The sequence below is a fragment of the Streptomyces sp. NPDC001093 genome (assembly GCF_040298985.1).
In the GTDB taxonomy this organism is placed as follows: Bacteria; Actinomycetota; Actinomycetes; order Streptomycetales; family Streptomycetaceae; genus Streptomyces.
Map to the genome: position 1 here is coordinate 1 of NZ_JBEPBF010000263.1, position 4,085 is coordinate 4,085.

At 67.1% G+C, this 4,085-nt stretch carries 3 protein-coding genes; 1 reads left to right on the forward strand and 2 read right to left on the reverse strand.

Annotation, left to right across the window (positions count from 1 at the left end; translation table 11 throughout):
• Positions 1-224: 224 nt before the first annotated feature.
• Positions 225-1,658 (reverse strand): group II intron reverse transcriptase/maturase, encoded by a 1,434-nt coding sequence (gene ltrA, locus ABT288_RS49580; protein WP_351623394.1) that lies wholly within the window; start codon positions 1,656-1,658, stop codon positions 225-227.
• Between the two features lie 968 nt (positions 1,659-2,626).
• Between ltrA and ABT288_RS49585 the strand changes: the two genes are divergently transcribed.
• Positions 2,627-2,893, forward strand: coding sequence for a hypothetical protein (locus ABT288_RS49585; protein WP_351623395.1), 267 nt, complete (start codon positions 2,627-2,629; stop codon positions 2,891-2,893).
• Positions 2,894-3,102: 209 nt separating this feature from the next.
• On the opposite strand, the gene ABT288_RS49590 is transcribed toward ABT288_RS49585, so the two are convergent.
• Positions 3,103-3,801, reverse strand: coding sequence for a TMEM175 family protein (locus ABT288_RS49590; RefSeq protein WP_351623396.1), 699 nt, complete (start codon positions 3,799-3,801; stop codon positions 3,103-3,105).
• Positions 3,802-4,085 lie beyond the last annotated feature (284 nt).

Consider the following 4,085-nt stretch of genomic DNA (forward strand, 5'->3'; position numbering starts at 1 on the left):
ACCAGCTCGTGGAGCTTGGTCATGCCTTCCGCGCCCTCGGGCAGCCTTGCGGTCGCCAGCCTGTGGCCGGTTGCGTCCTGGACCTCGATGTCGTGGTGGGGTCGGCGCGGAGCGCGGTACTGGGATTCCTCCCAGCCCGTTTCTCCACGCCGCCCTCCCGAACCGGACGTGCGAGTTGGCCCCGCATCCGGCTCTCCACAAGCCCTGTTGAGCAGCCGTTTTCCTCAGATCGTGCTGGGCCAGGGCGACGGAATGGTCGTCCCCCGGGGCCGGTATCGCGTGGTGACTACCGAGCCCGGGTTGAACAGGACGACGTCGCCGTCGTGCGGCCACCATCCGCCGCCGCAGTAGCGGCGGCGGAGTTCCTTCCACCCAGTGCCGAGGTGTTTGCGGCGGAGCCATCCGAAGACCTGACGCCAGACGATCATGCGCAGGTACTGGAAGGCCCGGGCCGACACCCCGGGGCGGAAGTAGGCGGTCCAGCCCCGCAGCACCTGGTTGAGCTTGTGCAGCAGGACTGCCAGCGGCAGGCTGACGTTCATCCGGCAGAGCGCCTTCGTCTTGGCCTTGATGGACCGAAGTGCCTTCTTGGCCGGGTAGTTGTAGACGTACTGCCGGTCGGTTCCCCGCTTCTGGTGACGCTGGATGCGCCAGCCGAGAAAGTCGAGGCCCTCGTCGATGTGCGTGATCAGTGTCTTCTCCTCCGACAGCCGCAGGCCGACGGTGGAGAGGACCTCCGCCCCTTCCGGAAGCAGTGCCTCGGCGTGTGCTCGGGTGCCCGACACCAGAATGACGAAGTCGTCCGCGTACCGGATCAGCCGGTAGTTGGGCAGACCTTTCTGGCGTCGTGTCCACCGCTGCTTCGTCGTGGACTGCGGCCCACCGGGTGCCTTGACGAAGTGCTCGTCCAGCACCGAGAGGGCCACATTGCTCAGCAAGGGCGAAAGAATCCCGCCCTGCGGGGTGCCGGTGACGGTCTCCTTGGAGGTGCCAACCTCGGTGAGGATGCCCGCCTTCAGAAACGCCTTCACCAGCGCGAGCACGTGCTTGTCCCCGATCCGAGCCCGCACCCGGTCCATCAGGGCCGAGTGCGAGATCTCGTCGAAGCAGGCCGTGATGTCGCCCTCCAGCACCCACTCGTAGGTCTTGGATGCCAGAAAGCGTGTCTCGGCCATCGCGTCGTGCGCCCGCCGGTTGGGGCGGAAGCCGTACGAGCACGGCGCAAAGTCCGCCTCGAAAATCGGCTCCAGCACTAGCTTCAAGGACGCCTGGACCACCCGGTCGGCCACGGTCGGAATCCCAAGGCGCCGCCGCTTGCGCGGCGACCCCGGCTTGGGGATCATCCGTTCCCTGACCGGCACCGGACGGAAGCTGCGGGACTTCAACTGCTCCCGAAGCCCAGCGAGAAACCGAGCCTCGCCGATCCGCTCCCGGACGAAGGTGACGGTCATGCCGTCAACTCCGGCCGAGCGTGCGCCCTTGTTCCCCGCGACCCGGTCCCAGGCCATGGCCAGGAACGCGGGATCGCAGACGAGGTTGTACAGATCGTCGAACCGACGCTGAGGATCGTCGTTCGCCCAACGGTGCAGCTTGGTCTGGATCTCCAGTACCCGTCGCTCGGCCCGGAACGAGCCGGTCGACAGATCACTCGTATTCACCAGCGGTCTCCTGGTCTTCCAGTACTTCCACTACTGACTTGCTGGCCCCCTTCGCCGTGCGGCCGGCTTTCCCGGCCTCGGACTACTACGGGGCCTCCGCCCCGCCCGGTGCCGTCAGCAGACGACGTGCCTGTCCTTCCACCGCGCTGGCTGCGCGGGGTGAGGACGACACCGGACGGTTCCCACGTTCATCTGAGAGTCGATCGACGGGTGAGGCGCCCGGCTCTACCCCTGCGGCATCGCCACGGCTACGCCGCAGACATTCACCGTGGCCTCCTGGCCGCTGATCACATGACGACCAGGAGTTACCCGCTCAAAACCAGGAGCAGGTACGCACCGCGACCAGCCCATATCCGCCAGATTTGAGCTGGTGGGCCGTTAAGGGGCGTCGGACACCGGTTCCTCTCGTACACCTTCCCGTCTCGCTGACCGGACCCGCACCATCTGGCAGTGCTGGCATGTCCCGGCGTTGTCAGGGCTGCTCCCACCCTCCCCGGCGTCTCCCGGATCAGGCTGCCCTCAGCTTCACCCGACCGCTGCGACGGCCAGGAGTCGAAGGTCTCTCACCTCCGCTCGACTTCAGACGCCTCGTGGCGCACATGGCCCTCAGCCCAGTCGTCGCCGATCAGCAGCAACTCTTCCTCCAAGTCGGATACTTCAGCGGCATGCAGCCTGCGGAAGACACGGCACGCGGCCTAATGGATCCAGTGCTCACGCTCTTCTCGGCGGGCACGACACCCCATCAGCGGTCAGGGCCTTCCGGCCGACCAACAAGGGCACGGTCTGCTCACAGAAGTCGACGCTTCCGGCGGGGAGAGTGCTCACCTGCTGGCGGCTACGGCACCGAGTCTCTACGACCCGGCAGGTCCCATTAGGCGGGTCCGGCCTGCGGCCAGCCGCAGGCGGCGGCGCAGGCGTGCGTCGGACAGCCTCCGACCGCGATCGACCGAAGCCAGTTCGACAGGCCGATGCTGGAGCGGCGGTGCCGTTCGGTCGGTCCGCCGACCTACTCCGTCCTGTACATCACCGGCGACACGTCGGCGACCGCCCTGTCACCGAGCGGGAGCGCGGTGGGCACGGTACTGCTCGTCGAGTTCCTCTTCACCTTCGCCCTGGCCTACGTCATGCTCAATGTCGCGACGAGCGCGGACCGCCCCCACAACGGCTTCTACGGAGTCGCCAGGCGAGCGCCCCGGCCACAGCCTCGAACGCGCCTGGCCCAATACCGGGAATAGGCCGACACGGCCCCTCTTTCTGCCGGTTTCCGCGACGTCTGCGGAGCCCGGTGGTCGATTCGGGGCCACCAGGGCGTCTTCGTCCTCGGTCGGCAGGCGCTCGTCCGCGTCGCTGGCCGCAAGCGGACCACCTCGGCTGATCCGGGGCATCGGATGCCCGTGGGGTCCCCCCCTCCTGGCCGACACGTGCCCCCGAGTGTCACGGCGCGTCAGACCGCACCGTCACGACCTGTCTCGTCGGCCCGATGTCCGGCACCAGGCGGAGCCGCCTCACCGGGCAGGCCTTCGCTGGTGACGAAGTAGAAGATGGGGAGGAGGACGAACACGGCGATCGCCAGCAGCGGTGCGATGAGCACTCCCAGAAGCCCGGCCACGGTGTAGGCGAGGACACCGGCCCAGGAACGAAGCCGCCCGTGCCGCACGTACGTGTCCTCCACATCCGGGTCCAGCAGTTCGGGCCTGCGGCAGATCTGTTGGTAGAAGGCCACCCAGCTCAGGCACATCGCCGCGGCAATGCCGGCGTACAGAGCGACGGCCACCCGCGCGTCCACGCCCATGGGATCTGCCTGCAGCGCGTCCGCCACCACCGCGGTCGGAAAGGACAACAACCCGGTGGTGAGCAGCAGAAACAGGTTGGCGGCATGCAGCCCGCGATCCATGGTCCTGATACGGACGAAGGCCTGGTGGTGGTTGAGCCAGATCACCGCGACGTAGCCGAAGGACGCCAGGTAGCCGAGATAGGCAGGCCACTGAGCCAACAGGGCCTGGCCAAGGCCGCCCGGTTTGTGCGGAGGGTCGGCGAGATTGAGAACGAGAAGCGTGACGGCGATGGCGAACACACCGTCGCTGAAGGCCTCGGCCCGTGTGGTCTCGGAACGTGAGAACTTGCGGGGATGGGTGCGGGACAAGCCGACTCCTGACGTACTGCCACATGTCGCTCACAAGTATCCGTGCGCTGCCTCCTTCACCGCGTCCGCCGAGCAGGGCCTTGTGCACCTCTGGGCGCCAAGAAGGCTCGAGTGATGAAGGCGACAGGCTCATGTGGTTCGGTCGCTGGGCCCCGATGCCCGGCTCCGGGCGCTGGTACGTGACCCCCAGCTAGTGGCTCGTCTCGGATCCTTGGGTGGATAACTCTGTAGGCTGCCAACTGGTCTTGATCACTGTCGTGGATGTACGGCCTGGTGTGCTCGTG